Annotated in this window: 6 protein-coding genes; 1 reads left to right on the top strand and 5 read right to left on the bottom strand. The window is 58.8% G+C overall.

Features of this window, described 5'->3' with window-relative positions; all coding sequences use genetic code 11:
• Positions 1-406: 406 nt before the first annotated feature.
• A complete protein-coding gene (locus VPH40_RS27870; RefSeq protein ID WP_328575046.1) occupies positions 407-1,486 on the bottom strand; it encodes a tartrate dehydrogenase in 1,080 nt (359 codons plus the stop codon).
• Positions 1,487-1,599: 113 nt separating this feature from the next.
• Between VPH40_RS27870 and VPH40_RS27865 the strand changes: the two genes are divergently transcribed.
• Positions 1,600-2,499 (top strand): LysR family transcriptional regulator, encoded by a 900-nt coding sequence (locus tag VPH40_RS27865; RefSeq protein WP_328575045.1) that lies wholly within the window; start codon positions 1,600-1,602, stop codon positions 2,497-2,499.
• Positions 2,500-2,516: 17 nt separating this feature from the next.
• On the opposite strand, the gene VPH40_RS27860 is transcribed toward VPH40_RS27865, so the two are convergent.
• The 4 genes from VPH40_RS27860 to VPH40_RS27845 all read right to left on the bottom strand — a co-directional run.
• Positions 2,517-4,007: a DUF3482 domain-containing protein gene (locus VPH40_RS27860; protein WP_328575044.1), complete on the bottom strand. Its 1,491-nt coding sequence runs from the start codon at positions 4,005-4,007 to the stop codon at positions 2,517-2,519.
• On the bottom strand, positions 4,004-5,482 hold the full coding sequence (locus tag VPH40_RS27855) for a DUF2868 domain-containing protein (RefSeq protein ID WP_328575043.1): 1,479 nt from the start codon (positions 5,480-5,482) through the stop codon (positions 4,004-4,006). Before VPH40_RS27855 ends, VPH40_RS27860 begins: the two co-directional genes overlap by 4 nt.
• Positions 5,483-5,544: 62 nt before the next feature.
• A complete protein-coding gene (locus tag VPH40_RS27850; RefSeq protein ID WP_328575042.1) occupies positions 5,545-6,234 on the bottom strand; it encodes an acid phosphatase in 690 nt (229 codons plus the stop codon).
• Positions 6,235-6,246: 12 nt separating this feature from the next.
• The coding region (locus VPH40_RS27845) for a hypothetical protein (protein ID WP_328575041.1) at positions 6,247-6,588 on the bottom strand (342 nt) is incomplete at its 5' end.

Raw genomic sequence — 6,588 nt, 5'->3', positions numbered from 1 at the left:
TTAATCTCTGTTACTTTGCCGTTTTACCGGCACCATCATTACTGATGGGTCGCTCACTCAAAAAACTGACAGGCCACTACTTTCGTAGCGCCTATTTCATTATTTCTTGTGAACATTTGATATTTTAAGTATTACAGCAATCCGAAGATCGCTGCTGCACTTACATCAAATGTCCACACTTATCGACTGTTAATTGTTAAAGAACTGTATTCGGTACTGCTTTCGCGCTATCGACAAAGCGTTGTGTTTGTCAGCTGCGAAGAAGGAAGAGTATGAAGCGTTTCGCTAAATCCGTCAACACCTTCTTTACTACTTATCGCCGTTTCCGGTGATCCTCAACTGCCGCATTTGACTGCGTCTCATTGGGGAGGCGAACTATAGCAAAGCCACACACGGGCAGCAAGCTTTATTTCAGCAATTCTGCAACCGCCATGCCGACATCCGTCGTACTGGCGCTGCCCCCCATGTCCGGCGTACGCGGACCATGCTCGAGCACCTGCTCGATGGCGCGCACAATCGCATCATGCGCCGCCGTGTAATTGGCATCGCCATTGCCGAGGAAGTCCAGCATCATGGCGCCCGACCAGATCATGCCGATCGGATTGGCGATATTCTGGCCATAGATATCGGGTGCGGAACCGTGCACCGGCTCGAAAACGGAAGGAAAAGTGCGCTCCGGATTGATATTGGCCGACGGTGCGATGGCAATCGTCCCCGTGCAGGCGGGCCCCAGGTCGGACAGGATGTCGCCAAACAGATTCGAAGCGACCACCACGTCGAAACGTTCGGGGCTCAATACAAAGCGGGCCGCCAGGATGTCGATATGGTATTTATCCCAGCGGACATCGGGAAAGCTCGGGCTCATGGCTTCCACCCGCTCATCCCAATACGGCATGCTGATGGCGATGCCATTCGATTTCGTGGCCGATGTCAGGTGTTTTTTAGGCCGGCTTTGCGCCAGCTCAAACGCATACTTCAGGATACGGTCGACACCCTTGCGCGTAAAAACGGATTCCTGCAGCACCGTTTCGCGCTCCGTCCCCTCGAACATGCGCCCGCCCACGGATGAATACTCTCCTTCCGTATTTTCACGCACCACATAAAAATCGATATCGCCCGGCTTTTTATTCGCCAGCGGGCACGGCACACCAGGCATCAAGCGCACGGGACGCAGATTCACGTATTCGTCGAATTCGCGGCGGAATTTCAACAGCGAACCCCATAAGGAGATGTGGTCGGGCACCTTGTCCGGCCAGCCCACGGCGCCAAAATAGATGGCGTCGAAATCCTTGAGCTGGGCAAACCAGTCCGAGGGCATCATTTGCCCGTGTTCCAGGTAATAGTCGCAATTGGCCCATGCCATCGTCGTGAACTGCAGGTCGATATTGAAACGGCGCGCGGCGGCCTCGACGACACGCAGCCCTTCCGGCATGACTTCATTGCCGATGCCGTCGCCGGCGATGACTGCGATTCGGTGTGCGGGCATGGGGTTCTCCTGTTATAGATAGATGCTAGATGGATGCATTGATGATACTGGCACCGCATGAGAATACAATCGGGTAATTCATAACCAAAGTATTCACATTTCGTGGTCAATCAATGAAACATACGCCGCTGCTGGAAGACTTACGCCTGTTTTGCCAGGTTGCCCATAAAACCAGCTTCGCCGGCACGGCCTTGGAACTGGGCATTTCCAAGGCCGTCGTCAGCAAGCGCATCGGCATGCTGGAAGCGGCGCTGCAAGTACGTTTGCTGCACCGGACCACTCGCCGGGTCAGCGTCACCGATCACGGCGAGATCGTGCGGCAATGGGCGCAACGCATCCTGGAAGATGTCGAGCAAATGGGTGAAGCGGTAGCGCAGTCGAAACTGCAGCCGCAGGGAGTGCTGCGCATCTGCTCCAGTTCCGGTTTCGGACGCAACCGGCTCGGTCCAGCCCTATCCCAGCTGGCACGGCAGTACCCAGGCCTGAAAATACAGCTGGAATTGCTCGACCGGCCCGTCGACCTGCTGGGCGAAGGTTTCGATCTCGACGTTCGCATCGGCGTGGTCCATGAACCGGACCTGATCGCCCACCGTATTGCTAGCAACCAACGCGTACTGTGCGCCGCGCCCGCCTACCTGGCACGACGCGGAACGCCGGACACCCTGGCGCAGTTGCGCGAGCATGACTGCATCGTCATTCGCGAACGCGACCAGGATGGGCGGCGCTGGAAACTGCAGGGACCGCAAGGAGTGGAAACGGTGAAGGTCGATGGACCGCTCTCGGCCAACAATGGCGAGATCGTCCATCAATGGGCACTGGATGGCCACGGCATCATCTTGCGTTCAGCATGGGATGTGGAAAGCAGCCTGGCGCAAGGCAAGCTGGTGCGCATTCTGCCCGCGTATCAACAGGCGGCCGACGTGTGGGCGGTGACCACCTCGCGGCTATCGAACTCGGCCAAGGTCAGGGCCTGCGTGCAATTTCTGGAGCAGTGGCTGCAGGTCCGCGCCTGAGAATCGACACCAGGTATCTACACCAGGCGCGCCACATCCGGATACAGACGCGCCAGGGTATCGGAAGTGATGGACGACATGAGGGGCAGGACGCGCTCGGCGGCTTGCTCCGGCGACTTTTCCCGGCGCACGTCTTTCCACAGCTCGGCCAGAGCAGCGTCATGGCGCGCTACCGCCTGCTCGACCTCATCCTGCCAGAAGGCCGGCGCCTCGCTTTCGACAAAGTTGCCGCGGCCACGGCCAAAGTGCGCCACCGCCAAGTAACGCAGCACGCCCGCCACCACCAAGGTACGCAAAAAGGCATCGGTAAATTGCATCGTGGGCTCATTGCGGTCCGTACCGGAATTAAAACCCCAGGCTGCGCCGGCAAACGTCAGCGCACCGACCACGCCGCCAAGCAAGGCGCCCGTACCCAGTGTCAAACCGCCGGAAATCAGGTCGGCCGACAGCCCCGTCGCGGCACCGGAAATCATGGCGCCCAAGAGCCCCGCTTGCGCCTTGTCGATCGGCGCGCGCACGGCGAAATTTTCCCGTATCCGGCTATTGATCTTATGCGCATCGGTCGGATCGAGTTTGTGCAAGATCAACAGTTCACGCGTGGTCACGCTGCTGTGCGTATTGAGGCGCGCCACCAGGCTGGCCATGGCCTTTTCCTGGCGTTGCTGCTCTGCATTCTTACCGATACCCACGACCTGCAAGGCCGATTTCAGCAAGCCCCTGGATGCCGGATCAATGGCTTCACGATCCTGCCCAGCCACCGCCAGCTGCATGGCCAGCAAATGCATCGCCTGCTGGAAACGCGCCGTATTTTGCGTTTGCCAGGCAGCAAACAACCGCGCGTAGCCAGCTTGCTGCGACTGCGGTAACAATTTACCCACGGCTTCGTAAAACACGCGCTCATGTACCCAGCAGCGGGCAAAGGCATCGAGCGCCAGGACGTCGCGCACGATCGGATACTGCTGCAAATGCTCGCGCCAGCGCGCCTGCTCGCCGTGCTCCTCATTACCCGGACGCGGCGGTCCCATCTGATTGAGCAAGACCACCACCGGCTTGTCCAGCCAGGCGAGGATTTTCATTTCCGCTGGCAAGTAGCCCGCGTCCCGGGGATTTTCAGAGGAGTTGACCAGGTACAGCACCACGTCGGCAGAGTCCTTGGCCGTGCGCAACGCTTGCTGGCTGAGCCAGAACGGGCGGTCGCGATAACGGTCCAGCACTTCGCGCAGGAACCAGCCGATGGGATTGCCGGACTGCCCCAGGCGCTTGAGCAGGCGCACGGAGTCGCCGAAGCCTGGCGTATCCCATAATTGCAGGGCATCACCCTGCGGTGTCGCCAGCAAGGTATGCGATTCCGCAAACACGGTCACGTGGGCGGCGTCGCGCACTTCGCCGATATCTACGCCCACCAGGGTACGCGCCAGTGTCGTCTTGCCATTATTCGTGTGCGAAATCAGCGCGAACTGAATCTGCACTGCATCATCCTGCACTTCTTTATTCACATTCACACTCATGCTGCTGCCGATACTTTCAGCCCGACACCAGCATCGAGCGGGTGCAAGGCAGGATTGAGCAAATTGACCAGGGTGGCCGTGGTTTTGTGGAACTGGCAGAATTGTTGCCACAAGGCGACTCGTTCCGCCTGGCGCGCGCCATTATCCACCTGCTCGCCCACGCGCTCCAGATAGCTGGACTCGTCGATCAGGACGGCGATGCCACGTGTCGACGATTGCACCAGGTAATCGAGGAAGGCGCCATGATTTTCCTTTTCCGGCGTCGCCGTCAGGTTGAACAGCACGGCCGTGATATTGACTTGCGGATCATTCAGGTCCGTGCCGCGCAGAACGTCCTGCGGCTCTTCGCCATACGACGTCGACGGACGCAGCATCATGCGCCCTTGCTCGCCAAACAGCATGATGGACAACTGGCCCAGGCCCTTGTGGCGCGCCTCATCGACAGTAAAGCTGTATGGCAAGACGCGCAGCATGCCGCCCGTGGCCACGCCGATGCTTTCATTGAGCTTGCGGAAATACGGTTGATCGAGATCCAGCGGGAAGTGCCTGGTCAGGCGCGCGGCGCGCCAATTATTGAGCAATGCCAGGATCAGGCGGGGAACGACCACCAGCAGGAAAATCGTTGCCGCATACAAATGCACCCAGCGCGCGCCACCTTCGACGGTCGTCGTTTGCGGGAAACGCAGCGCTTCGATTTCCGCCAGCGAAAAGCCTTGCAAATGAAACAGGGCAATAGCCGGCGCAAACAGGGTTGAAAGCAGGCTGTGCACCTGGCCGGCACTCAAAAAGGTGCTTTCCCAACCAGCTGCGTATTGCGACAGGAAACCGCGCGCATACAACGAGGCGACGGCGCCGATGGCAAACATGGCGGCGCTCAAGTGGATGGTACGGCTCAGGCGCGCGGCCGTCAGCTTGGCGCTCAGGTGCGCCCATTCCCCCATGAAGCTGAGCAAACCCGAGGACAAGGCGTGCGGCAACTTGCGGGGCAAGGCCAGGCGGCCCACGCTCAGGTGGCGCACCAGCCCTGCTTTCGGCCAGCCGAGGGCATGCGAGGGGATGCATAGCCAGATCAGCAAGCCCAGGTAGACCAGCACGTTCCACGCAATGATCAGCAGCAAGGGCGCCGACAACAGATCCACGCGATGGGGATCCGTGATGCGGTCGAGTCCGGCGCCCAGCAGCAGTGCCAGCAGGGGTAAGGTCAGCGCCAGGGTTTTCATGCCGTTACGGCGTTTCGCGAAAGCGGCGAAGGCAGGCGTGCGTTCGGTGATGCGCTTGAGGATCAGTTCGGAGCGCTGCTGCAGGAAATCGTCACCCGTCACTTCGGCCTGCTTGCCCGAAGCTTGCCACTGCGCAAGCTCACGCGCGCTGCGGCTGGCATACATGCGGTCATCCTCGCTGAGGACTTCTCTTTTCTGGTCGGCCGTCTCGATAGCACGGACCAATACCACTTCTCTCGCAATCTGCTCGTTCATGGTGCTCCTGTTTTTGTATGAAACGACAACTAGACAGGCAGATTGTGACGTACTTTTATGTTTCAGGCCAACGCGTCCTCGACCTGGAGCAGATTATGCAGCAGATATATCAGGAAAGAGGCGATCCAGGCAGACCACAAGGTGTGCGTGAAAAATTGCGTACCTTGCAACTGTTGCTGCCAGCCTGCCGCCAAACCGCACAGCAGCATGACGCCAGCGAGCAAAAACGCCGTGCGTGGCCGTCCGGGCAGGCAAAACAATGGCAAGGCCAGCATCCACCAGGCAGTGTTCGCCTGCATGGTGGGCAGGCAAACCATGGCAGATGCATTGGCGGGCAATGTTTCCAGCAGGCGCGTGTATGGCGCCAGTCCGCCATAGCGCAGCAAATCCGTGGGGCAAGGCACATCGCTGAAAGAAGAGAGCAAGTAAATGCTTAGCGGCACCAAGACGACCGACAGGGCCACGACGCGCAAGGCGCTGCGGCGTGAGGCCAGCCGAGCCAGCGGATGCAAGGTGTCCCAGATAGCCAGGCAGATCATGGCGCAGCCAAGCGAGATCATGCCGAGCTGGAAATTGCCCGCCCACGCGCTGCCCGTGCCGGCAAATTGCCCACGCGTCCCGTCGAACATGCTGTCGGCGATCATGAGATCGAGGTTGCTGTAATTGCCGATCCAGAGTATCAGCATGGCCGACAGCATCAAGACGCTATCGATGCCTTTGGGAGTTTTGACGAGTTTAAGCTTGGCCAACATGGATGCACACATTTACTTGATGGGATGAAAGGGACTGGCCACCCAAGGGCAGCAGCCATGCAAGCCATCGTACAGTGTGAATATGAAGAGAACATGACGGTGCCCGCAGTTAGCAACATGGGCCGGGCAAGATAGGCATTTTTGCGGCACACTTCCCCCCGCAAAAAGCGCTCGCGAGCTATAACTTCGCGCAACTTCGCCGTACGCACGACAAAAAGCGCGCACCGGGCAAAACCGCCAGACGTAAAAAAACCCCAACCGGATCACCGGAAGGGGTTTTTTCGAATAACAAGCCTGACGATAACCTACTTTCACACTGGTTGCAGCACTATCATCGGCGCAAAGTTGTTTCAC

The organism is Janthinobacterium sp. P210005, from assembly GCF_036231865.1.
Taxonomy (GTDB): Bacteria; Pseudomonadota; Gammaproteobacteria; order Burkholderiales; family Burkholderiaceae_D; genus Janthinobacterium; species Janthinobacterium kumbetense.
Note: the sequence above shows the minus strand (reverse complement) of the source record. Positions and strands in the feature narration are given on the sequence as shown.

What these genes read in the sequence shown, in the direction of transcription:
- VPH40_RS27870 (WP_328575046.1), bottom strand. Translation starts at nt 1,486, where the DNA reads ATGCCCGCACACCGAATCGCAGTCATCGCCGGCGACGGCATCGGCAAT.
- VPH40_RS27865 (WP_328575045.1), top strand. Translation starts at nt 1,600, where the DNA reads ATGAAACATACGCCGCTGCTGGAAGACTTACGCCTGTTTTGCCAGGTT.
- VPH40_RS27860 (WP_328575044.1), bottom strand. Translation starts at nt 4,007, where the DNA reads ATGAGTGTGAATGTGAATAAAGAAGTGCAGGATGATGCAGTGCAGATT.
- VPH40_RS27855 (WP_328575043.1), bottom strand. Translation starts at nt 5,482, where the DNA reads ATGAACGAGCAGATTGCGAGAGAAGTGGTATTGGTCCGTGCTATCGAG.
- VPH40_RS27850 (WP_328575042.1), bottom strand. Translation starts at nt 6,234, where the DNA reads ATGTTGGCCAAGCTTAAACTCGTCAAAACTCCCAAAGGCATCGATAGC.